The sequence below is a fragment of the Fictibacillus solisalsi genome, assembly GCF_900103485.1.
Lineage (GTDB): Bacteria > Bacillota > Bacilli > Bacillales > Fictibacillaceae > Fictibacillus_C > Fictibacillus_C solisalsi.
Window position 1 is genome coordinate 255,279 of record NZ_FNHW01000002.1, and the last position, 22,490, is coordinate 277,768.

Here is a 22,490-nt window from a genome sequence, read left to right on the forward strand (position 1 = left end):
CTGAATGGAAAAACTTCTTGCATCTTGTTTCAAAACGCGCAATAATAAGAACTAAATTTTAGCGGATAAATTCCAACAGTAGGGGATGTTAACAATGAAAGTAGTAAAGTTCGGCGGTTCATCTTTGTCATGTGCGGAACAGGTAGCAAAGGTTTTTCAAATCGTGGTTTCCGATCCGGAACGAAAAGCTGTGGTGGTATCAGCACCAGGAAAGAGGGATGCAGATGACACCAAGGTGACGGATCTTTTAATAGAATGTGCCGCTTCCTATTTACAGGGAAAAGAAGACAATGAGGCGTTTGAAGCCATAGTTGGCCGATATAAAAGCATCGCTGAAGATCTTCAGCTGCCTGGAGAGGTCGTGGAAGGCATTCATGCCAGCCTTCTGAAGCTGTTAAACAGTGACCGCAGCAACCCAGAGAAGTATATGGATGCTGTGAAGGCTAGCGGAGAAGATAATAATGCCAAGCTCATCGCTGCCTATTTTCAGTTCAAAGGAGTAGAGGCCTCGTATGTGAATCCGAAAGATGCAGGTTTGCTCGTCACAGACGAGCCGGGAAATGCACAGCCGCTGCCCGAAACCTATGAGTCTCTTTACCGGCTGAGAGAACATGCGGGCATCGTGATCTTTCCAGGATTTTTCGGATATAATGAGGAAGGGGAAATCGTGACTTTCTCCCGCAGCGGTTCGGACATTACAGGATCGATCCTTGCCAGCGGGATGAGAGCTGATGTTTATGAGAACTTTACGGATGTGGATGCCGTCTATTCTGTCAATCCAAACATTATTCGCCAGCCAAAGGAAATCACCGAGATTACGTACAGGGAAATGAGGGAGCTCTCGTATGCGGGGTTCTCGGTCTTCCATGATGAAGCGCTTATGCCAGCTTTCAAGGCAGGAATTCCCGTTAATGTAAAAAATACAAATCAGCCTGATAAGTCTGGTACGATGATTGTGAAGGAGAGAAAGCTTTCAAACGGGTCGGTGATTGGGATCGCGAGTGATGATGGATTTTCAAGCATCTATGTCAGCAAGTATTTATTAAACAGGGAAATTGGATTTGGCCGCCGGCTTCTCAATATATTGGAAGACTTTCATTTGTCTTTTGAACATATGCCATCAGGAATTGATGACATCTCCATTATTTTAAGGCAGCATCAGTTAAGCGAATCCGTCGAAAAACAAATTGTTCAGCGTATTAAAGAAGAACTCCATGCTGATGATGTAAAAGTGCAAAGAGACCTGGCATTGATCATGATGGTTGGAGAAGGAATGAGGGAATCTGTCGGTACAGCGGCAAGGGCTTCAACCGCACTGGCAAGAGCCGGTGTTAACATTGAGATGATTAACCAGGGTTCATCGGAGGTCAGCATGATGTTCGGTGTAAAAGCAGGAGATGAAAGAAAAGCGGTTCAGGCGATGTACGAGGAATTTTTTGCTGGGGTGACGGTTTAATAGATTCATAAAAAGAACAAAACAGAAGCTGTTTTGTTCTTTTTATGTCCAAAGCTGTGGCTTGGCTACCATGAACCAAAGCATGGAGAGCATCAGCGCCAGGTAAATCCAAATCGTTCTTTTCAGCTTGGATGTAAGTTCGGCCCGTTGTTCTTCCGGGTCTTGAAATCTTCGGATCGTAGGGGAAAAGGCCCTTGCCAAAAAATACAGAGAACAAATTAGTATGACAATGGTGGTTAGCAGCCAGGACGTGGTCCATGAACGTTTTGTGATCCATACGAGGAGAACACCGGTAACCACGACTACGTGGCCCGCATGCTTTGCCAGCCGAACGGCAGCCCTAAACGTATCCAGATATGCCTCCTCATGGCCTGGACCTGCCCCCTCTAATTTTTTCAGTAAAGGCAGAAGAATGAAAAAAGGGCCGACCGACAGTATGACACTAAATATATGAAGATATAACAAAAAGGGATATACCAGATTCATTTATTGCTGTTATTCCTCTTCCACAGCCTTGAATTCATGAACCCATACCTTCATATGAGGAAGCCATGGCATTCCGGGATGAATGGATAGGATGGAACTTTTATAGCCTTCTACATCATCAAATCCTTCTTGTCGGGCATGTTCATCTGTTAATTCACCCAATGACTGGGAATAAACCTTTTCAACAATAAATTTTGCGCCGTTTAGTTCCATGATTTCTCCCACATCGGCATAGCGTCCGTTTCGGCGGGTCGCTGTTTTTTTGCCGGCAAGCACTTTCTCCACGTCCTGTGGAAGGGTGACCAGCCGCTCGATGCTGCAAGTTTTTGGCGGCAGGCTGTTATTTTCAGTCGTTTGATGAGTCATTTTTGTTCCTCCTGATTTTGCACGATTTCTTTTACTCTTCCAACTTGTCCATCCTCCAGCCGTACTTTTATTCCGTGCGGATGATAGGCGGAATTAGTCAGAATATCTTTTACCTTACCTCTTGTGAGCTTCCCGCTTCTTTGGTCCTTTTTCAACACGATATTCACAACCAGACCGGGAGTGATGTTTTGGCGATTTTGGCCGTTCATTGTGGGGCGCTCCTTTCCTCCAGCCTTATTTCTACAAACTTTTGCTGTCTTAAACAGTATATCATTCTCCCAAAAGAGAAAAAGGTTGAAAAAATTCTATTCTATATTAAAATAAAGCATGGATAAGAGAAAGAACGCTGTTATCTGGAGATTTGCACAAAATGAAGTTTTTTGAGTCACTAAATTAAATAGTTGGCGGTAATGAACTAGACATAGATGAGCTGGACTTGAGCCAAATAGAAACAGATACCCTCTGTTTCTATTTGGCTTTTTTAATTTTGTGAATGAAGGGCGGTTAGAATGGAAAAAACACAAATCAACAATCTTCAAATCAAGCTTGGGAGTATGATAGGAAAAATGCTCCGGGATCGTTTTGGAAAAGGCCCTGAATCAATTTATGTTACAATCACCTCTTCATTTGTTGCTGTTGTAATCAAAAACTTCCTTTCTCCATTGGAACAGATGCTGTTGAACAAGGGAAAGGAATCGTTTGTATATCATGCGCGTGACATCATCATGGATGAGCTCCTGCCTGAAATCAGAGAACAGTTTTATTTGATGACTGGGCAGCAGCTTGTAGGAGACTTTTACTGTGACTGGAACCTGCAGAAGAAAACCGGGCTGCTTCTTGCTGAGATCCCAGGAAACGAGCTGCTTTGGAACTCTGACGAAGTATTACAGTCGATAAATAATGTAGTAGATGAAATCAGTGAAACCGCTCAAAAAAGGCCGCTTCATATATCTTCCATATTTTTATCGAACCGGTTGCTCTTGGTTAGACGTGAAGGGGTCCTCACACGAATAGAAAATGAACTGATACAAGATGGGTTTGTTAAAGAACTGTTAATGACAAAAAAGAAGCTGGAAAAGAATCTTTTAGAAGCTGAGATTAGCAGATTGGAAGAGATTCTTACGAAAAGAATCTCCGATATTTTTGTTGAGTGGAACTTTTTACAGGATAAAAGTTATATTTTGATTGCTCTATCGGCAAAATAGGAGTAGTTACTGGACGACGTTTATGTATTTCTTACTGGGGAATTAGAAATAATAGTTCACATAATTAGGAAGCAAGGATAAAAGAAAGGATGCTTTTATCTTAAAAGGAATGTAGGTGTTAGACCATATGTCTATAGAAGTGCAAATTTCGAGTTACATTGGTAAACTGTTACGGGATAATTTTGGGAAGGGACCCGAGTCCGCCTACGTTACAATGCAGCACCCTTTCATATTGATTCACATCCGGAATTTTATTTCGCCAATGGAAAACGCCCTTCTGAAACAGGGAAAAGAATCAACGGTCGAAGAAACACGAGAGACCATGCTGTCTAGCCTGGTTCCGGAAATACAAGCCTATATCCTGGCTTTAACGGAAACGGAATATGAAAAATTTTATTACGACTGGAATACAGCCAATCAGTCTATGATGATAGCCGGAGTGGCGAAAGACAACAATCTTTTACAAGACAATCAAAATTATGAAAAAAAGAATGAGGTGGAAAATAAAATCAACGAGATCAGCCACCTTGTTCAAAAATGGCCGGAACAAACGCAGACATGGATGATTAGTGAAAGAGTTCTGGTTAGTATCAGAAAAGGCATCCTGGTCAGCATAGAAAAAGAATTGATTCAAAAAGGATATGCAAAGCCTTTAAAGGTAACCAAACGAATTTTGGAGAAAAGGTCTTTTATCAACGATGGAATAGATCCGATTCTGGGAAAAAAACTGAGAGATGTCTTTTGCGATTGGGACTTTGAGTCAGATACCGGTCTCCTCGTTTTTTACTTTTCACCAAAATAACGGGTAAAAAGTGGTATGAGCGGAAAGAAGACAGTTGTTAACTGTTTTCTTTCCGCTCTTTTTTTGGAAAAAGGTTCAAATAATTTAAAAAATTCAAGCCGCGAGGTATGATTAAGCTAGTGAAACTTACATATTGTGCTTTTTTATAGAAGATCTGGAGGGGGATGCACTCTTGAAAGTGATCCGAATTTTAAAGCCTTACCGAATCCAAATCGCGGTAGCTTTGTTATTAATGCTGGTTGAACTGGCTGTTGAGCTTCTGCAGCCGCTTTTGATAGCGAAGGTGATTGATAATGGAATAATGAAAAGGGATCTTGATGTTGTCATGCTATGGGGGAGTGTAATGGTCGGCATTTCGCTTTGTGCCTTTATGGCTGGCATCATCAACTCCTTTTACGCTTCCCATGTAAGCCAGAATTATGGATATGATATCCGCAGAATCCTGTTTACAAAGATTCAAGCCTTCTCTTTCGCCAACTTCAGCTCTTTTCCGACTTCCTCTCTTATTACGAGAATGACCAATGACGTCACACAGCTGCAGAATACCGTCTTTATGAGCCTCAGGGTGATGCTCCGTGCGCCCCTCTTGGTAGTGGGAGGATTGGTGATGTCCTTTGTTGTTAATCCTGAGCTTGCGCTATTTCTGGCAGTGGCCGTTCCCGTTCTGTTTGTTTTCTTGCTGTGGGTTTTAAATAAGGGAGGGAACCTGTTCAAGTTTGTTCAGGGCCATCTGGATAAAGTGAATGGCGTGATGCGGGAAAATCTCGCGGGCATCCGGATAATCAAAGCTTTTTTAAGAAGCAGGCATGAGGTAAAACGTTTTACAGCCGCCAACACCAAACTAAAGAATCACACGGTTTATGCATTGCGGCTGATGGAAGCCACCAATCCGATTTTGCTCCTCGTCATGAACATTGCCATTATGTGCGTTCTGTGGTTTGGAAGCGTACAGATCAGCACTGGGAGTGCCCGGGTAGGGGATTTAGTGGCCATCATTAATTACAGTACAAGAATTACCTCCACTTTTTCCATCTTTTCATGGATTATCATGGCGTTCTCCCGGGCGAAGGCTTCGGCCAACCGAATCACGGATGTACTGGATACAGAGATTGATCTTGTGAATCGCTCAGAATCAGAAATCATTGCTCCCGATATAAAAGGGGAAATTGAATTTCAGGACGTGGCTTTCCGTTATCCTGGCACTCAAAAGAAGGTCCTTGAGCATATTTCCTTTACAGTAGAAGCCGGGCAGACGGTGGCAATAATGGGAGCAACGGGATCAGGGAAATCTTCGCTGTTTCAGCTCATTCCGCGGCTGTACGATGTGGAAGAAGGAAAGATTTTGCTTGATGGTGCAAATATCAGTAGTATGAAGCTGGAATCCTTGAGAAATGAGATTGGCCTTGTCCCACAGGAATCGCTGTTATTCACCGGAACAGTAGCTGAAAATATCGCTTGGGGAAAAGATAGTGCAACAAACGACGAAATCAAGACGGCAGCAGAGGATGCGCAGATCGCCGATACCATTGCCAGACTGCCAGAGCAGTACCGCACCAGGCTGGGCCAAAAGGGAGTAAATCTTTCTGGCGGACAAAAGCAGCGTTTATCCATCGCCAGAGCATTGGTAAGAAATCCAAAAATCCTTTTGCTGGATGACAGCACAAGTGCATTGGACTTAAAGACAGAGAGGAAGTTGCTGGAGGCGCTCCATAACTATCCTTCAACCCTTTTAATTATTACCCAAAAGATTGCTACAGCCATGGAGGCTGATAAAATTCTGTTAATAGACAACGGAAGGCTTTTAATGGAAGGCAAACATGAAGACCTGCTGCTGTGTTCAAGACTCTATCAGCAAATCTTTGAATCGCAGTTTGGAGAGGAGACGTTGAAGCATGCTCAAGGATTTGATTGAGCCATTCCGCCATAAAAGGGAAACTGTCCAGGAAGTATTGGAAAAGGAACCCCTGGCCAAAAAGAAAGTAGAAAAAGCAAAGGACTGGCAAGGAACACTTCGGCAGATTTGGAGTTACCTTGCCAGAGAGAAGGGGCGGTTATGGCTCGTTTTGCTCATGGTTATTCTCAGTTCAGTATTCGGGCTGCTCGGGCCTTTCATGATTGGTAAGGCGATTGACAACTACATCCTTACCCGGGATAACAGCGGTCTTTTGCGTCTGCTGGCCGGTTTGCTGGGTGTTTATGTTCTGAACTCTGCCGCACTCTGGTTTCAGAACTACTGGATGATTGGAATTGCACAAAACACAGTGTTCTCCATGAGAACACAGTTGTTTCGCCACCTGCACAGTCTTCCGATTCCTTTTTTTGATAAACGCCAATATGGGGAAATCATGAGCCGGGTCATCAATGATATAGAAAATGTAAGCTCCACTTTGAATTCATCGGTTATTCAAATTATTTCAAGTGTGCTGACGCTGTTTGGAACGATCGGGTTTATGCTATGGCTGAGCCCGCTTCTGACTGCCGTAACTCTCGTCATTGTTCCGGTCATGTTTCTCGGTATGCGCTGGATTACGAAACGAACGGGAAAGCTGTTCAAACTGCAGCAAAGAAATTTGGGAGAACTGAATGGCTTTATTGAAGAAACCATTTCAGGGCAGCGGATCGTTAAAGTTTTTTCTCAGGAAGACCGGGTGATTGCAGAACTGCTGAAAAAGAATGATAAGCTGAAAGAATCGGGTTTCTGGGCCCAAACCTATTCAGGTTTTATTCCCAAACTGATGAACGTGCTAAATAATATCAGTTTTGCCTTAATCGCTGGAGCAGGCGGGTTTTTGGCGCTTAAAGGGCTGGTAACCATCGGAACCATTGTGATTTTTGCCGAGTATTCCCGCCAGTTTACACGGCCGTTGAACGATTTATCCAACCAATTTAACACCCTTTTATCCGCAGTCGCTGGAGCAGAGCGGGTATTTGAAATTCTGGAGGAAGAGGAAGAAGAGAAGGATGAGGAAGGCCAAAAAGAACTTGGAGAAGTAAAGGGAGAAATTGAATTTGTAGATGTTTCCTTTTCCTATGAAGAAGGAGGAAATACGGTCAGCCAAATCTCGTTTCATGCAGCACCAGGCGAAACGGTCGCCCTGGTCGGTCCAACGGGAGCCGGGAAAACAACGATCATCAACCTGCTGTCCCGCTTTTATGATACGGACAGTGGAAGCATCCTGCTGGATGGCCGGGATATTAAAAGCATTAAACGGGAAGGACTCCGGGCCCAAATGGGGTTTGTTTTACAGGATCCGTTTTTATTTGAAGGAACAATTATGGAAAACATTCGCTATGGACGGCTGAACGCACGTGATGAAGAGGTTGTGAAGGCGGCAAAAGAAGCAAATGCCCACATGTTTATCACAAAACTTCCCAATGGTTACGATACCGTCATCGAACAGGACGGCAGCGGAATCAGCCAGGGGCAAAAACAGCTGCTCAGTATCGCAAGGGCCATTCTTGCCAATCCAGTAATCCTTGTGCTGGATGAAGCCACCAGCAGTATTGACACCATCACAGAGATGAAAATCCAGGAGGCATTACAGCGCCTGATGAAGGGCAAGACCAGTTTTATCATTGCGCACAGGCTTAACACCATACAAAAAGCTGATCAAATCCTTGTTCTAAAAGATGGAGGGATTTTGGAAAGAGGCTCTCATCAGCAGCTACTGAAGGAAAACGGCTTCTACTCGGAGCTTTATCACAGCCAGCTTCAGAAAGAAATAGGATAACTATTCACCCGGTGGCTTCTGTAGTTACAAAGGAAGTACCGGGTTTTTTTATGAGTGCAAAAATGCGCTGTGTTGACTTTTCAGCAGGAAGTTCCTATAGTTTCGTTGTACTTATGTTTACATTTTTAAACTTAATTATTCAAATTCGTTATGAGGTGAGCCTGATGAAAGAGGTGTCAGCAGCGGGAATCCAGCAAATTCTTCAAAACCAAAGAACCTATTTTGCGACACAGGAGACAAAATCATTGACTTTCCGGATGGAGCAGCTCAAACAACTGAAAGCCGGCATAAAGAAGCGTGAGCATGAAGTCATTGATGCTCTTGCGCTTGACTTGGGAAAGTCAGAGCTTGAATCCTATTCCACAGAAATTGGCATTCTGTATGAAGAAATTAATTTCACAATCAAGCATCTAAAAAGCTGGGCAAAACCGAAAAAAGTAAAAACTCCGGTAACTCATGTGGGCTCAAAGGGATTTATCATCCCTGAACCGTATGGGACTGTCCTTATTATGGCACCATGGAATTATCCATTCCAGCTTGCATTATCACCGCTAATCGGCGCGATTGCAGCGGGAAATACGGCTATCATCAAACCCTCCGAACTGACACCGAATGTATCGTCCTTACTTTCAACGCTGCTTCAGAAGCTTTATCTTCCCTCTTATGTCTCTGCTGTAGAAGGGGGCGTACATACAAGCCAGGCACTTCTTGAGGAGCGTTTTGATTATATTTTTTTTACGGGCAGCCCAGCGGTGGGCAAAGTGGTGATGGAGGCAGCTTCCAGGCATCTGACACCTGTTACACTGGAACTGGGCGGCAAAAGCCCGGTCATCGTCCATGAGGATGCGAACATCCCGCTTGCAGCAAAAAGAATTGTATTCGGAAAGTTCATGAATGCAGGTCAAACCTGCATCGCCCCCGATTATTTGCTTGTACACTCGAAAATTAAAGCTTCACTAATCGAAGCGATAAAGGAAGTTATTCAAGCGTTTTATGGTCCCAATCCAATCGAAAGTCCTGCTTACTCAAAAATTGTGAATGAACGGCACTATAACCGGCTGTCAGGCTACCTCAAGGAAGGAATGGTTATTTATGGCGGGGAGAGAAATGACAGCAAACAAAAAATCGCACCGACCCTGATTGAAAGGGTAAAACTGGATTCTCCTGTGATGACGGAAGAAATTTTCGGACCGATTTTTCCTGTTTTGGAATATACCTCACTTGAAGAAGCGATTGAACTGATCCATTCACGTCCAAAGCCTCTCGCACTCTACGTATTCACGGAGAATAAAAATACAGCAGACGAGGTGACCGGCAGAATTTCCTTTGGGGGAGGCTGCATCAATGATACCCTCATGCACATTGCAACACCCCATCTTCCGTTTGGCGGTGTCGGGGAGAGCGGAATGGGAAACTACCATGGCAAAGCTAGCTTCGATACCTTTTCTCACCGGAAAAGTGTATTGAAACAAACGAACCGTTTTGATTTCTCCTTTCGTTATCCTTCTGCAAAAAATGGATTGCAACGGGTCAAGAAATTGCTGAAATAAACAAAAAGCCGGCATCCGCGGCCGGCTTTTATGGTTTTAGAAGAATGTCTTAATTTCCGTTTCGGTATGATCACAGTTCGTACATGTATATTCCAGTTCAAGTGCATCTTCCCGCACCACATGTGTGGTTTCCTGATTACAGTTGCTGCAGTGCCTTTTTACTTTGCCTTCTTTCATATATGATCACTTCCTTCCATGGACATCTAAAATTAGTATTCCTCCAACCTTCTGTTATAAAACAAACTTTTGGGTTGACATCTGCGCCTAAAGACCTAGACTAGTAAAAGAACAGGCAAATAAGTGGCCCCAGCAGGAACAGGTGATGAAAATGAACGAAAGACAAAACCAGCTGCTCGTATTTTTAGTCAGCAGGGGAAAAAGTGTGTCTGTGGATGAGATCGCTTCCGAACTGAACTGTTCTGAAAAAACAGTTCGCAATGACTGTAAAGTGGTTGCCGATCATGTAAAATCCTTTAATTTACGCTTGATCAGACGGAGGGGTGTTGGTGTTTATCTGGAAGGTCCAGATTCTGCAATCCAGGCCTTAAAAGATGAAGTAACCCATTATTCCCCTGCTGCAACCGAAACAGCAGATAACATACGCAGATTAAGCATTATTCGCCAGCTGCTTTTAAGAAATAAAGAAACAACACTACAGGAGCTTGCAGAAAATTTTTATATCAGTAAAACGCTGGTTCGCAATGATATCAATAGTATGGAAGAATGGCTTCATGCGTTCAACCTGAAACTGGTACGCAAGCCGAAGGTCGGTGTGAAAGCAGAAGGCAGTGAAAAAGATAAGCGGAGTGCCTTATCGCGTTTGACCGGAATGCTTATTCATGCCGCCGAAGAAGAAAAAAACAGTGTAAACCGCATATTTGCCCAGTACGAGATTGCTTTTGTGAAACATGGATTGAAACAGCTGGAGCAAAAGCTACATTATGCGTTTACTGATCAGGCGCTTGACAACCTGATTATGCATGTATTGATTTCCGTTAAGCGCGTGAAAGCCGGCAGTAAAATCACCGTTTCACATGACGAAGAAACAAGAATAAAGCGAACAAAAGAGTTTCCCGCCGTGGAAGTCTTTCTCCAGGATATTGAAAAGGCATTGTCCGTTAAGCTTCCGGAAGCGGAGAAAATATATATCACGATCAGGGTGCTTGGTACGAAAATTTTTTATCATACTAATCATCAAGAGGAAGAGGGGAAGGGACTGGCACGATTTGATGTGGAGGTCCTCGGATTTTCCTCTCTATTAATCCAGGAGGTCTCTGAAATCACAGAAATGGATTTCTCCTCTGACCGCCATTTGCTACCAGGATTGGCCGGCCACCTCCAAACCACGTTCCACCGGATGAGCTATTCATTGCCATTATCGAATCCCATGGCAGAAGACATCAAAAAAATGTACCGTACGATGTTCGAGATGATTTATTATGCGCTCCCTGTGGTGGAACAAAAAATGAAAACATCTCTGCCAGAAGAAGAGATTGCTTATTTGACACTGCATTTTCAGGCGTCACTGGAACGGTTGAAGAAAAAAAGCGCAAGGAACCTTAGGGTATTGGTTGTTTGCTCCATGGGCATTGGTATGTCCCAACTGATTGTAACCAAATTGGAACGCAAATTTCATTCCATAGAAATTGCAGGAACCGCACCGGCGAGTGATGCCCTGCGGGAGATTAAGGAAAAGAAGCCGGATTTGGTGATCAGTACTGTACCTTTTTCGTGCAAAGAAGCTTCAGTAATTGTTGTGTCTCCTCTAATGACAGAGGAAGAGGAAAATGAAATCGAGCATTTTTTGCAAAATGAAAGGGGACTGCAGAAAAAGAGTTCTTATCCTATTTTAAAAAAGCTGCTGCAAGAGGAACTGATCTCCATCCATCCAGATTTATCGAAAGAAGCGGATATCATCAAGAATATGGTGAAGCTGGCAGAGGCAAAAGGATTTGTAAAACCTGGCTATAAAGACAGTGCACTCATTCGTGAAAACCAATCGTCAACGGCCATTGGCGGAGGAATAGCCATTCCTCATGGCAGCCCGGACCATGTTTTTGAATCGGTTATCGGGATGACTTTGTTTCAACAGCCCATTTTATGGGGGAAAGAACAAGTTCAGATCGTTCTGCTCCTGGCTGTAGATCGTGAAAACAGGAATCTCCTGAAAGAGCTTTTTAAAGAAATTTCCGATATGACGGAAAATCCTTCCTTTATCCAGAAGCTTGCAATGCAGACTTCAGGAAAGCACGTCTATTCGTTGCTATAAAACAGAAAGGATCCGTCCTCCGTTACCGAAGGCGCGGATCCTTTCTGTTTTTTTCAATAAAATATTCAATGACCGGAATATCAGTCGGATTTAAGTTTTCAGGAAGCTCATCGAATCCAAAAAATGAGAGTTCCTCGACCTCCGTTTTATCAAGACAGGGAAAACCACCATATTTTGTACAAATGTAAGCAGCGATCACATTATAGACCTCATCACCATGCGGATACTTGTAATAGAAGCGTTCACCGGAGAAGATATGCATGATCTCCAGCTCAACAGCCTTGTAGCCTGTTTCTTCATGCAGCTCTCTTGCTGCTGCTTCTTCATGCAGCTCTCTTGCTGCTGCTTCTTCAAGCTGTTCCCCTGGCTCCAGCGAGCCTCCGGGAAGGCCCCAGCATCCATTGTCCTTTCGTTTTTGCAGCAGCAGATCCCCTTTTTCATCAACTAAAAGAACACAAGCACCTGTCATAATGAGTGGCCGGCTTCCAACGAGTTTGCGTAACTCCATAATATAACCCATTTTCTCAGTCCTTTTTTCCGTAGTCATACCTGTGATTCGGCCGAAAGCCGTAAAATCCTTTTTCTTTATGCAAACGCTTTTATATCGTTCGGTTTTACCGGATACTTGCGGTAAATTAATAAACTATTACCTCTGTTTTTTTAGCTACAATAAAAAATGAAAGCGGAAACAATGAAGAAAGTGGAGGTTAGAAGGATGAAACTGCTAGCAATTACTTCATGTCCCAACGGAATTGCCCATACTTACATGGCTGCAGAAAGCCTGAGGAAGGCGGCTGAAGCGTTGGGTGTTGAAATAAAAGTAGAAACACAAGGATCCATCGGGGTGGAAAATGAGTTTACTCCCGAGGAAATCGAACAGGCTGACGGCATTATTATTGCTGCGGATAAAGCGGTGGACAAGAGCCGTTTCACTGGAAAAAAACTGATCGTAACCGGTGTGCAGGATGGCATTCATAAAGCGCCGGAGCTGATCAAACGCTTTGAAAGCGGGGACGTAGATGCATATCAAGGTGATGGGAAATCCATCAACGAGGTCAAACAGGAGCGAAAACAAAAACAGAATCCATTTTACCGTCACTTGATGAATGGCGTTTCATACATGATTCCGTTCGTTGCCGTAGGCGGGCTGCTCATTGCCCTTTCCCTGGCGATTGGCGGACATCCTACAGACAGCGGGCTGCAAATTCCGAAAGACTCGGTATGGAAGCAGATCATGGATGTTGGTTCAGCGGGCTTTACCTTTATGGTGCCGATTCTTGCCGGTTTCATCGCCATGAGTATTGCCGACAGGCCGGGGCTTGCACCGGGTATGATTGGCGGGTATATTGCAGCCAACGGCAGCTTTTATGGAAGTGAGGCAGGTGCCGGTTTCCTTGGAGGTATTTTGGCCGGTTTTGTTGCGGGTTACATTGCCAAGTGGATTAAAACATGGAAGGTTCCAAGCGTTATACAGCCTATCATGCCGATTTTGGTCATTCCATTGCTTGCATCCATTCTTGTAGCCAGTCTCTTTATTTTCATCGTTGGAGCTCCGATTGCGAGCCTTATGGATTGGCTGACGGCATTCCTCAACGGCATGCAGGGAGCATCAAGCATTATTCTCGCCCTGATTTTGGGTGCGATGATTTCCTTTGATATGGGTGGTCCCGTCAACAAAGTGGCCTTTCTTTTTGGAGCCAGCATGATCGGGCAGGGCAATGTCCATATCATGGGTGCGATTGCGGCAGCGATTGCTGTTCCACCGCTGGGCATGGGGCTTGCCACACTGCTCAATAAACGAAAATATGAAAAAGCCGAACAGGAAGCAGGCAAAGCGGCTCTTGCCATGGGGCTTGTCGGCATTACCGAGGGAGCGATTCCGTTTGCTGCGAAAGATCCGCTCAGAGTGATTCCGAGCATTATGGCTGGCTCCATGGTGGCCTCAACCATTGCCATGCTTGGGAATGTCGGCAATAATGTACCACACGGCGGACCGATTGTTGCGGTACTGGGTGCAATCAGCCATCCGCTGATGTACTTTATCGGCATTATAGCGGGAGTAATCGTTACGGCTCTTGTTGTAAACCTATTTAAGAAAAATGTAGCCTAACAGGGAGTGATACAAATGAAGTTGACTGAGTTAATGGATAAATCACTGGTGGATATTGATTTAAACGGTTCGTCCAAAAATGAAGTTCTGGATGAGATGATCGAGAAACTCGACCAATCGGGTGCGCTAAAATCAAAACGGAAGTTTAGAAAAACGATCGAAAAACGGGAGAAGGAAGGAAGTACCGGAATCGGCTTTAAAGTGGCAATCCCTCACGGAAAATCCAAGGCGGTTACTTCACCTAAAGTGGCATTCGGCTTGAGCAGAACCGGAGTCGATTGGAACAGTGTGGACGGGGAGCCGGCGAGATTGGTGTTCATGATCGCGGTGCCTGAAGAAAGTGCGGGTAACGAGCATTTAAAAATTTTACAGATGCTCTCTATCAAGCTGATGGACGAGCAGTTCAGAACAGAGCTTTTGCAAGTGCAAACTGTGGATGAAGCTTACGAGCTTCTGGATCAAATTGGATAAAATCAGTAGGGCAGTACACCGTTTTTGAGGTGTACTGTTTTTTTGTTTTCCATTCCTCTTTCCTAGTATGAAAGTCTTATTTATAACATAGAATTTTGTTTCTGACATTGTCATAGTACAGTCCTTAACTTATAATTCTAAATAAGTAAAAAATTCAGACGATAAAAAGGGGGATGACGTTTGGAGAAATTTATCGATTTTTTGAACAACAACATTTTGTGGAGCCAGCCGATGATTTACATCTGTTTAGGTGTCGGCCTGCTGTTTTCCATCATTACACGTTTTTTGCAGGTCCGGCATTTCAAAGACATGATCAAGCTGATGTTTCAGGGGAAAAGTTCTGATGCTGGTGTTTCTTCCTTTCAGGCCCTTTCCATTGCGCTTTCCGGCCGTGTAGGAACGGGAAATATTGCAGGTACAGCAACAGCCATCGGCTTTGGTGGTCCCGGTGCCGTGTTCTGGATGTGGGCGATTGCCTTTATTGGCGCCTCTACGGCCTTTATCGAATCAACCCTTGCGCAGATCTACAAAGAAAAGCATGAGGGACAATACCGTGGTGGTCCGGCCTTTTATATTGAAAAAGGAACAGGCTGGAGATGGTATGGCGTCTTATTTGCCCTGGCGGCGGTACTTGCCATGGCGATTCTCATGCCCGGTGTGCAGTCCAATTCTATCGCATTGGGAATTGAAAATGCCTTTGGAATGAATAAATCGATTACTGGACTTATTATTATTGCTCTTTTGGGTATTATTATTTTTGGCGGAGTGAAACGGATTGCGAATGTTGCTCAATATGTGGTGCCATTCATGGCGATTGGCTATGTCGCCGTTTCACTGATTATCGTTGCGATTAATATTACGGAGCTGCCTGCTGTGTTTGCCCTGATTTTCAAGAGCGCGTTTGCGGCTGACTCCGTATTCGGCGGAATTGTCGGTATGGCTGTACAATGGGGAGTGAAACGCGGAATTTATTCCAATGAAGCTGGTCAGGGAACAGGTGCCCATCCGGCTGCGGCCGCTGAAGTTTCCCACCCTGCCAAACAAGGTCTGGTCCAGGCTTTCTCCGTTTATATCGATACCTTGCTTGTATGTTCCGCGACGGCATTTATGATTTTGTTTACAGGAATGTACAATACGCAGGCTCCGGACAAAACCTTCCTTTATGATAATTTAAAAGGGGTGGAACCAGGACCAGGGTTCACGCAGGCTGCCGTCGAGCAGGTGATTCCAGGGTTTGGAGCAGGCTTTGTTGCTGTGTCGTTGTTCTTCTTTGCCTTTACAACGATCATGGCGTATTACTATATTGCTGAAACAAACATTGCTTATCTGATTCGTGGCCGGGAAAACAAGTGGGCCATTCCGCTGCTAAAAGTGGTTATTCTCGCGGCAACCTTCTATGGCGCCATTAAGGAAGCAGCTCTTGCCTGGAAGCTTGGAGATACCGGTCTTGGGCTTATGGTATGGCTGAACCTTATTGCCATATTAATTCTTGCCAAGCCGGCTCTAAAAGCGTTAAAAGATTACGAACAACAGAAAAAACAAGGTCTTGATCCTGTCTTTAATTCCATTAAAGTCGGCATAAAAAATGCAGACTACTGGGAGAAGGAATACAAGGAACCGGACAAGGAGCAAGTATCTTAATGAAAAACAGGCAGAAGCCTGTTTTTTATTTTGTTATTTTGCCAATAGTAAAAAAGATTCATTGCATATTTCTGTCAAGATGCTAAACTTTTACTAAAGGTTTATGAAAACGTTTGCACAACGAGATAAAAGGAGGAATTTGGTTGAAAAAGAGTTTTGGCATTCTAATGTCATTGGTGCTTCTTTTAGGGATTATACTGGTACAGCTCCCACAAACAGCAGCCGCGGCAAGCTACCAAAAAGTCGTGGTAAGAGGAAGCCTGGCGCCGCTTGATTGGGGAACTGACAATAACCCGCTGACCTTTCAACAGGATGGAACATGGAAGAGCAATCCCATTCCGTTAACTGGCGGGAACAAGCTGGAGTTTAAGTATATAAGAGACGATCAATGGATGGACGGCAGCAACCTGGAATTCATACCGCCTCAAACAGGGAGCTATGTGTTTGTCTTTCATCCGGATGATGAAAGAAAAGTAGATATTCGGCTCGTAGAAGGCAAGGGGAAGGTCACGCTTAATGTCACCGTTCCAGCTTCTACCCCGGACTGGGCGAACGTGACGATCGGGACAAGCCTCAACAAGTACAACTACTCGCTCACCAGTCTGAAAAAGACCGGAGACAAGAACTACACTATCCAGCTGACAGGGGAACCCGGACAATCATTCAGCTACTTGTACGCACTCGGTGATGCCAAATATAAAGAAGCGAAGAGCGAACCGAGAAAAGCAACCTTTACCGAAGCTGGCCAAACGGTCAGTGATACTGTGGAAAACTGGAGCGCTGTACCCGTTGCCAAAAGTGTAACGCACGACTTTAACTATCAACCTTTTATTCCAAACCACAGCGATAAGGTGATCGTTAAAGCCACTGTGGAACATTACGGCCCCATCAATAAAGGAGGAATTTATTATACAATCGACGGCTCAACACCCGTTGGCAAGCGCGGATTGGCAAAGAACGGCCGGTTTGCGCCAATGTATGTAACCTCCAAGGTAAGCCTTGGCAATGGATTGTACAAGTCGTTACTCACTGGTGTCATTCCAAAGCAAAAAAACGATACACGCGTAAAATACAAGGTTGACGTTTGGAATACAGAAGGCACAGGCTCCCAGTTTGCAGACACTAACAGCATTCTGTCCGCCGATGCCACAGAATTTGCCTATTATGTGGATGACTACAAATCTCCTCAATGGGCGAAAAATGCGTCCATCTACCACGTGTTTGTTGACCGTTTCAAGGACGGAAATCCATCTAACAACGAGCCGGTCGATCCAGACCTATCCTATGATGAACAGCTAAAAAACTGGATGGGCGGGGACCTTCAGGGAGTAAAAGACAAAATCAGCTATATCAAGAGCCTGGGTGTGAATGCCATTTGGATTTCACCAGTATTCAAGGGCCCGTATTTTCATGGCTATCATCCGGCAGACTTTCTGAAAATCGACCCCCGTTTTGGAGACAACAAGCTGATGAAGGAAATCATTAAAGAAGCGCATAAAAACGGGATGAAGGTGGTATACGACCTCGTTCCGAACCATACGTCCAATCAGCACCCGTTTTTCCAGGATGCCATAAAAAATGGAACCAAAAGCCCGTTTTATAACTGGTACACGTTTACCAACTGGCCGAATGAATACAAAACGTTTTACGGTGTAACCGAACTTCCTGAATTGAATAATGACAATCTGGCGACACGAAGCTATATGATGAACAAGGTGGTTCCGTTCTGGCTGAACGATCTTGGCTTCGATGGTTTCCGCCTGGACTACGCCAAAGGGCCGAGCTACAGCTTCTGGGTGGATTTCAGACATACTGTAAAAAAGCTGAATCCAAATGCGTTTATCTATGGAGAGGTTTGGGACAGCAGGGAAAAAATCAATACGTATGCCGGCAAGCTGGATGGTGCGCTTGACTTCCCGATGCAGACTGCATTGCTCGATGTTTTTGCCAAAGGACAGTCGATGCAAGAGCTCAGTGATGCCATCCGTTTGAACCAGTCAACCTATGACCCTCAGTATGTGATGGGAACATTCCTGGATAACCATGACATGCCGCGCTTTTTATTCGAGTCTAAGGGAGATGTAAACAAGCTGAAGCAAGCGGCTGCGGCCCAGTTTACTCTTCCGGGAGCACCTATTATTTATTACGGAACTGAAGTGGGGCTTTCTCAAAGCAAAGATCAGACAACGGTGGACGAATATCAGGACCGCTATTACCGTGAACCGATGCTTTGGAATAAAGCGAAGCAAAATCTGGAATTGAAGAAGTACTACAAAAAATTGATCAAGCTTCGAAACGATGAGCCTGCACTGCGAACCGGCAAGATCAAAGAATGGTATTCGGATGACCATGTGCTCGTTTATGAAAGAAGCAACAAACATGACCGTTTCCTGGTTGTTCTGAATAACGGAGGTAACGAAAACATCACGCTGCAAAAGTCTTTGGGCAAGGGAAATGAACTTGTATTGAAGAATGTATGGGACAAAAAGGATGTAATCCACCCTGGAAAGAGAGACGATTTGAGGATTTCTTCAAAAGCAGGCGGTATTCAGATCTATGAAATGGTAAAAGGGAAAAAGTACAGTAAGAAAAAGGCATCCTAAATGAAAAAAAAGGCAGATTCTCTGTTTTAGGGGGCCTGCTTTTTTTGTTTTTGGGGTTATTTGCCACAATAGGTCGATTTTCTCAACAGCTGGCAGGGGAACGTCATTTCTTGTCGTAATAAATAAGATAACTAAAATCGTCAGGAGACAGGCTGATGCTGACAGAAAAACTCCTTTTACATGTATTGATGGTACTTGCCCCGGTTTTGAGTTACGGCTTCTTTTTCGAAAGAAAATATTTCTCTTCTTTCCCTTATCTTTGGGGAGCACTACAAAGCATTTGTGCCGCTTTTTGTATTATTTTCGCTTATCATGATGGCGGCCTGTTTTGGGATTTGCGTTATGCGCCGCTGATTTTGGCCTTTTTGTATGGCGGTAAAATTTCAGGGGGAATGGTTTTGGGGACCATTCTGGTTTGCCGTGCAGCTTATGGTGGAGAAGCCCTGGTGTTTGCTTTGCTCGGAATTGTATTGGCTGCTCTGATTCCCTTTTTGCTTAGTGGTATTTTTATGGACTACCATCCGTACAAACGGGTGAAGATGGCCATGATAACAGGTATATGGCCGATAGTGGTGCAAATCTTCATCCTTTTATCTTTTACAGCCTATTCAAGTGAAATCAACAGTTCTCTAATGGATACTATCTTCCGTCTACTGACATTTGGAATCATACAGGTGCTGGGAATAGGAACTGCGGCCCGGCTGAATGAGCTGATCATTGAACGTTCTCTAATGAAAAAGGAGATACAGAAGGCCGAAAAACTGAACACCATGGGTGAGCTCGCAGCCTCTATCGCCCATGAAGTCAGAAATCCGCTTACCGTTGTGAAAGGGTTTCTTCAGCTGATGCAAAAGGATGACAAGGATCAGAGACATCCTTATATCCCTCTTGTCTTAAGCGAGCTTGGAAGGGCGGAAGTGATTATTAATGATTATTTGAATTTCGCCAAACCTGAATTTAAACAGCTGGAGCATTTCTCTTTAGCTCAAATTCTTTCCGATGTGTGCGTGCTTCTTAATGCCCTGGCGGTTAAGCAGGGAGTGGAGCTGAAAAGGGAAGGAGCGGCAGAAGCCCTCCTTTTAACAGACCGCAACCAGCTGAGACAGGCACTCGTCAACGTGATCAAAAATGCGATCGAAGCTACTCCCTCTGGAGGAACCGTTACCGTCTCACTGTCGTTATCTGGCGATCAGGCGGTTGTTTCGATTGCCGATACGGGCAAAGGCATGACGCCCGAACAGCTGTCACGCATTGGAACTCTTTTTTACACGACAAAAGATAAAGGGACCGGACTCGGAACCACAGTTTCGGTTAAGATTATAGAATCCATGCAAGGGAAAATCTCGTTCAAAAGTGAACCCGGAAAAGGAACCGAAGTTACGCTCAAGCTGCCGCTCCACAAAAAGATGAATATCAGTTATTAATAGTCATTCTCTGTTAAACTGTTCATATGAGAACTTATGGAATGGTGATAACATGCCGGACATTATAAAAGTCTCCGTACGGGGACTGGTCGAATATGCGTACAGAAGCGGCAGCATCGACTCCCGTTTCCGCTCGGTGAACACAATGACCGAGGGCACGAAAGCGCATCAAAAAATACAAAAAACCTATGGGGATAAAGATCAAAAAGAAGTGTTTGTCCAGACTGAGGTAGTGCGGCACCAGCTTGCTTTCCTCATCGAAGGCCGGTGTGACGGACTTCTCTTTTCAGAGGGCAAAGTCACTGTCGATGAAATCAAGTCCACGTCCCACGATTTGCAATGGATTGAAGAAGACACCTATCCTGTCCATTGGGCACAGGCGAAGGTGTATGCCTGTATTTATGCATCTGACCACGACTTGAACTCGATCGATGTACAGCTTACTTATATGCAGGTGGAGACAGAGGAACAGAAACGTTTTAAAAAGACGTTCGCTCGAAACGAGCTGTCTGCTTTTTTAACCGAAACAGTGGACAAGTATGTCCCATATGCGCAGTTAATGGTCGATCATAAAAAGGAGCGTGACCGGAGCATCAAGGAGCTCCCGTTTCCGTTTGACACCTACCGGGAGGGGCAGCGGAAACTGGCCGGAGCCGTCTACACCACGATTATGGAGCAGAAAAATTTGTTTGCCCAGGCGCCGACAGGAATTGGAAAAACGATGTCTGCCATGTTTCCTGCGGTAAAAGCAATCGGTGAAAATCTATTGCAACGCTTTTTTTATCTTACGGCCAAAACGATTACGAGAGAGGCGGCGGAAGAAGCGCTAATGCTCATGCAAAAAAAGGGGCTGCATCTGCATACGGTGACTCTCACCGCCAAAGAAAAAATGTGCCTGAAGGACAAAACCATCTGCCAGAAAGATTACTGTGAATTTGCCGAGGGCTATTATGACCGTGTGAACGGTGCTGTTTTGGATATTCTGGCCAATGAAACGGTCATTCACCGCAGTGTGATCCAAGAATATGCGCTTAAGCACAGGCTCTGCCCTTTTGAGTTTTCGCTGGATCTTGCCTATGGGGCGGATGCGGTGGTCTGCGACTACAATTATGTGTTTGATCCGAGGGTTTCACTCAAACGGTTTTTTGAGGAACAGAAAAAACAGAGTGCCCTGCTCGTGGATGAGGCGCACAATCTTGTTGACCGTGGACGCGCCATGTTCTCTACAGAGCTGTACAAATCTGCGTTTCTTCAGGTATCCAGAGAATATAAGGGAAGTAACGGTGATCTGCAAAAAGCGGCCAAAGCCGTTAATGATCTTGCATTGGTGATGAAAAAACAATGTGGTGAGGAAAGAAGCCTGGTGCAGGAGGAGCTTCCCAAAGAGCTTATTGAACTCCTTGAACTCTTTGTCGCCGCAGCTGAAAGTGAACTGCTTCGCCAGGAGGAGGGAGAAAGCCAGCAGCTTCTCCTTGATACGTATTTTACGGCGCAAAGCTTTATCCGCATTTCAAAATTGTATGATGAACGGTATGTCACTTATGTGGAGTATGTGAGAAGCGAGGTAAAGATCAAGATGTTCTGTCTAGATCCGTCAGTTCTGCTTCAGCAGATGAGCAAGGGCTACCGCTCAAGCATCTATTTTTCCGCCACGTTTACACCGATTGACTATTACAAGGATATGATCGGTTTTCAGGAAGACGATTATGCGCTGGCGATCCCATCTCCCTTTGACCCTGATCAATTGGAGGTTTATATTCAGCCGTTATCGACCAGGTACAGGGACAGGGAAAGTACAAAAGAGCCGATTGCAGAGATGATCTCGAGCGTAACGGGAAAAAATAGAGGGAATTTTCTTGTGTTTTTCCCATCCTATCAATACATGAATGACGTCTATGAACAGTTTCAAAGTCTTGATGCCCCTGTGCAGTCCATCGTGCAGTCACCCGGCATGACAGAGGAAGAGCGGGAAGGCTTTTTACATTCCTTTCAAGCGGACACAAATGGTACACTGGTTGGCTTTGCAGTGATGGGTGGCATCTTTTCAGAGGGTGTCGATCTTGTTGGTGACCGTTTGAACGGTGTAATTGTTATAGGAGTAGGCCTTCCCCAACTTGGCCTTGAGCGGAATATTATTAAGGACTACTTTTCGTCACGGGGAAAAAATGGTTATAATTATTCCTATGTCTTTCCCGGCATCAATAAAGTGCTGCAAGCCGGAGGCAGGCTGATCCGTTCCGAAAGCGACCAGGGCACAATTGTGCTCGTGGACGACCGTTTCTTGACCAGGCAGTATCAGACGCTCCTGCCGAACGAGTGGAAACACTATACCGTCATATAGAACAAAGCAAAAGCAACAGCGCAGTGGGAACGTCC

At 44.7% G+C, this 22,490-nt stretch carries 16 protein-coding genes and 1 pseudogene; 12 read left to right on the forward strand and 5 right to left on the reverse strand.

Going from position 1 to position 22,490, the window contains the following annotated elements; all coding sequences use genetic code 11:
• The first annotated feature begins 94 nt into the window (after positions 1-94).
• The gene (locus tag BLT53_RS18720) at positions 95-1,456 is read left to right on the forward strand and encodes an aspartate kinase (protein WP_090237345.1); all 1,362 of its coding nucleotides are present in this window, start codon (positions 95-97) and stop codon (positions 1,454-1,456) included.
• A gap of 42 nt (positions 1,457-1,498) precedes the next feature.
• Here BLT53_RS18720 and BLT53_RS18725 read toward each other — a convergent pair whose 3' ends face one another.
• The 3 genes from BLT53_RS18725 to BLT53_RS18735 are packed head-to-tail and all read right to left on the reverse strand — an operon-like array spanning position 1,499 to position 2,517.
• Positions 1,499-1,942, reverse strand: a complete 444-nt coding sequence (locus BLT53_RS18725) for a hypothetical protein (RefSeq protein WP_090237346.1) — start codon at positions 1,940-1,942, stop codon at positions 1,499-1,501.
• 9 nt (positions 1,943-1,951) lie between these two features.
• On the reverse strand, positions 1,952-2,308 hold the full coding sequence (locus BLT53_RS18730; RefSeq protein WP_090237348.1) for an ASCH domain-containing protein: 357 nt from the start codon (positions 2,306-2,308) through the stop codon (positions 1,952-1,954).
• Positions 2,305-2,517 (reverse strand): YwbE family protein, encoded by a 213-nt coding sequence (locus tag BLT53_RS18735; protein ID WP_090237349.1) that lies wholly within the window; start codon positions 2,515-2,517, stop codon positions 2,305-2,307. The genes BLT53_RS18730 and BLT53_RS18735 overlap by 4 nt, the downstream gene beginning before the upstream one ends.
• Positions 2,518-2,817: 300 nt before the next feature.
• On the opposite strand from BLT53_RS18735, the gene BLT53_RS18740 reads away from it, so the two are divergent.
• The 5 genes from BLT53_RS18740 to BLT53_RS18760 all read left to right on the forward strand — a co-directional run bounded on the left by BLT53_RS18740 (position 2,818) and on the right by BLT53_RS18760 (position 9,596).
• On the forward strand, positions 2,818-3,513 hold the full coding sequence (locus tag BLT53_RS18740; RefSeq protein WP_090237351.1) for a Na-translocating system protein MpsC family protein: 696 nt from the start codon (positions 2,818-2,820) through the stop codon (positions 3,511-3,513).
• Between the two features lie 127 nt (positions 3,514-3,640).
• A complete protein-coding gene (locus BLT53_RS18745) occupies positions 3,641-4,315 on the forward strand; it encodes a Na-translocating system protein MpsC family protein (protein WP_090237353.1) in 675 nt (224 codons plus the stop codon).
• Between the two features lie 172 nt (positions 4,316-4,487).
• Positions 4,488-6,227 carry an ABC transporter ATP-binding protein gene (locus BLT53_RS18750; RefSeq protein WP_280138826.1) on the forward strand — a complete coding sequence of 580 codons (1,740 nt, stop codon included), beginning with the start codon at positions 4,488-4,490 and terminating at the stop codon, positions 6,225-6,227.
• Complete coding sequence (locus BLT53_RS18755) at positions 6,208-8,046, forward strand: ABC transporter ATP-binding protein (RefSeq protein ID WP_090237354.1); 1,839 nt, start codon at positions 6,208-6,210, stop codon at positions 8,044-8,046. Before BLT53_RS18750 ends, BLT53_RS18755 begins: the two co-directional genes overlap by 20 nt.
• A gap of 164 nt (positions 8,047-8,210) precedes the next feature.
• Complete coding sequence (locus tag BLT53_RS18760; RefSeq protein WP_090237565.1) at positions 8,211-9,596, forward strand: aldehyde dehydrogenase; 1,386 nt, start codon at positions 8,211-8,213, stop codon at positions 9,594-9,596.
• Positions 9,597-9,632: 36 nt separating this feature from the next.
• On the opposite strand, the gene BLT53_RS25180 is transcribed toward BLT53_RS18760, so the two are convergent.
• On the reverse strand, positions 9,633-9,773 hold the full coding sequence (locus BLT53_RS25180) for a hypothetical protein (protein WP_170834429.1): 141 nt from the start codon (positions 9,771-9,773) through the stop codon (positions 9,633-9,635).
• Positions 9,774-9,924: 151 nt separating this feature from the next.
• Between BLT53_RS25180 and BLT53_RS18765 the strand changes: the two genes are divergently transcribed.
• Positions 9,925-11,865 carry a BglG family transcription antiterminator gene (locus BLT53_RS18765; RefSeq protein ID WP_170834430.1) on the forward strand — a complete coding sequence of 647 codons (1,941 nt, stop codon included), beginning with the start codon at positions 9,925-9,927 and terminating at the stop codon, positions 11,863-11,865.
• A 22-nt stretch (positions 11,866-11,887) separates the two neighbouring features.
• On the opposite strand, the gene BLT53_RS18770 is transcribed toward BLT53_RS18765, so the two are convergent.
• Complete coding sequence (locus BLT53_RS18770) at positions 11,888-12,385, reverse strand: NUDIX hydrolase (RefSeq protein WP_090237357.1); 498 nt, start codon at positions 12,383-12,385, stop codon at positions 11,888-11,890.
• Between the two features lie 195 nt (positions 12,386-12,580).
• Between BLT53_RS18770 and BLT53_RS18775 the strand changes: the two are divergent.
• From BLT53_RS18775 to BLT53_RS18800, 5 genes and pseudogenes are all read left to right on the forward strand, one after another.
• Positions 12,581-14,446 (forward strand): annotated as a pseudogene (locus tag BLT53_RS18775) (fructose-specific PTS transporter subunit EIIC).
• Positions 14,447-14,677: 231 nt separating this feature from the next.
• Positions 14,678-16,087: an alanine/glycine:cation symporter family protein gene (locus tag BLT53_RS18785; protein ID WP_090237566.1), complete on the forward strand. Its 1,410-nt coding sequence runs from the start codon at positions 14,678-14,680 to the stop codon at positions 16,085-16,087.
• 143 nt (positions 16,088-16,230) lie between these two features.
• Complete coding sequence (locus tag BLT53_RS18790; RefSeq protein WP_090237361.1) at positions 16,231-18,690, forward strand: alpha-amylase family glycosyl hydrolase; 2,460 nt, start codon at positions 16,231-16,233, stop codon at positions 18,688-18,690.
• Between the two features lie 155 nt (positions 18,691-18,845).
• Positions 18,846-20,114 (forward strand): ATP-binding protein, encoded by a 1,269-nt coding sequence (locus BLT53_RS18795; RefSeq protein WP_090237363.1) that lies wholly within the window; start codon positions 18,846-18,848, stop codon positions 20,112-20,114.
• A gap of 52 nt (positions 20,115-20,166) precedes the next feature.
• A complete protein-coding gene (locus BLT53_RS18800; RefSeq protein ID WP_090237364.1) occupies positions 20,167-22,455 on the forward strand; it encodes an ATP-dependent DNA helicase in 2,289 nt (762 codons plus the stop codon).
• Positions 22,456-22,490: the final 35 nt, after the last annotated feature.

What these genes read in the sequence shown, in the direction of transcription:
- BLT53_RS18720 (WP_090237345.1), top strand. Translation starts at nt 95, where the DNA reads ATGAAAGTAGTAAAGTTCGGCGGTTCATCTTTGTCATGTGCGGAACAG.
- BLT53_RS18760 (WP_090237565.1), top strand. Translation starts at nt 8,211, where the DNA reads ATGAAAGAGGTGTCAGCAGCGGGAATCCAGCAAATTCTTCAAAACCAA.
- BLT53_RS18735 (WP_090237349.1), bottom strand. Translation starts at nt 2,517, where the DNA reads ATGAACGGCCAAAATCGCCAAAACATCACTCCCGGTCTGGTTGTGAAT.
- BLT53_RS18745 (WP_090237353.1), top strand. Translation starts at nt 3,641, where the DNA reads ATGTCTATAGAAGTGCAAATTTCGAGTTACATTGGTAAACTGTTACGG.
- BLT53_RS18785 (WP_090237566.1), top strand. Translation starts at nt 14,678, where the DNA reads ATGATTTACATCTGTTTAGGTGTCGGCCTGCTGTTTTCCATCATTACA.
- BLT53_RS25180 (WP_170834429.1), bottom strand. Translation starts at nt 9,773, where the DNA reads ATGAAAGAAGGCAAAGTAAAAAGGCACTGCAGCAACTGTAATCAGGAA.
- BLT53_RS18800 (WP_090237364.1), top strand. Translation starts at nt 20,167, where the DNA reads ATGCCGGACATTATAAAAGTCTCCGTACGGGGACTGGTCGAATATGCG.
- BLT53_RS18765 (WP_170834430.1), top strand. Translation starts at nt 9,925, where the DNA reads ATGAACGAAAGACAAAACCAGCTGCTCGTATTTTTAGTCAGCAGGGGA.
- BLT53_RS18795 (WP_090237363.1), top strand. Translation starts at nt 18,846, where the DNA reads ATGCTGACAGAAAAACTCCTTTTACATGTATTGATGGTACTTGCCCCG.
- BLT53_RS18740 (WP_090237351.1), top strand. Translation starts at nt 2,818, where the DNA reads ATGGAAAAAACACAAATCAACAATCTTCAAATCAAGCTTGGGAGTATG.
- BLT53_RS18755 (WP_090237354.1), top strand. Translation starts at nt 6,208, where the DNA reads ATGCTCAAGGATTTGATTGAGCCATTCCGCCATAAAAGGGAAACTGTC.
- BLT53_RS18730 (WP_090237348.1), bottom strand. Translation starts at nt 2,308, where the DNA reads ATGACTCATCAAACGACTGAAAATAACAGCCTGCCGCCAAAAACTTGC.
- BLT53_RS18770 (WP_090237357.1), bottom strand. Translation starts at nt 12,385, where the DNA reads ATGGGTTATATTATGGAGTTACGCAAACTCGTTGGAAGCCGGCCACTC.
- BLT53_RS18725 (WP_090237346.1), bottom strand. Translation starts at nt 1,942, where the DNA reads ATGAATCTGGTATATCCCTTTTTGTTATATCTTCATATATTTAGTGTC.